At 45.6% G+C, this 634-nt stretch carries 1 protein-coding gene; it reads right to left on the bottom strand.

The features are described 5' to 3' along the window. Positions 1-570 (bottom strand): carbamoyl-phosphate synthase domain-containing protein (locus tag A3751_RS17750; RefSeq protein ID WP_304439050.1); only part of this gene is annotated, 570 nt, incomplete at its 3' end. Positions 571-634 lie beyond the last annotated feature (64 nt).

Genomic DNA, 634 nt, shown 5'->3' with positions numbered 1-634 from the left:
GTGGAATTCAGTGTCGCGCGACTGACTATACCCATCGACCAAATCCCATTCAGCCTCTGTCCACTCAAACGTCTCTTTGTGTGTTACTTCTTTCGCTAAGTCCATTCCCTTCAAACCTGGAAAGGCTTTGGCTTTTTCAAGTGCCTGCTCTTCTGAAATATTGTCGCCGGATAAAATGCACCCGTTCTGCGCTCCCTTTTCTCGAAGAATTCGCGTCAAACGCCGAGTATCAATATCAGCAATTGCAACAATGTTATTCTCTTTCAAATAGGCATCGAGAGGCTTTTCTGAGCGCCACGAACTGGCAACTAAGGGCAGATCTCTGATCACTAAACCAGCAGACCAGATCTGATCACTTTCTACGTCTTCGGAGTTGACGCCAGTATTGCCGATATGGGGATAAGTTAGGGTAACAATTTGTTTAGCATAAGAAGGGTCAGTAAGGATCTCCTGATACCCTGTCATTGCGGTGTTAAAAACAACTTCTCCAGTGGTTTCTCCATCTGCGCCGATAGAAATACCTTTAAAAATGGAGCCGTCTTCAAGAGCTAAAATTGCGGGTTTAGTCAACACCAGTTCCTCGCGCTTGGCTAAGCAGTTTGATTATCGAATCGAAAGAAACCGTCTTTGGCGG

It is taken from the genome of Oleiphilus sp. HI0080, from assembly GCF_001635135.1.
Note: the sequence above shows the minus strand (reverse complement) of the source record. Positions and strands in the feature narration are given on the sequence as shown.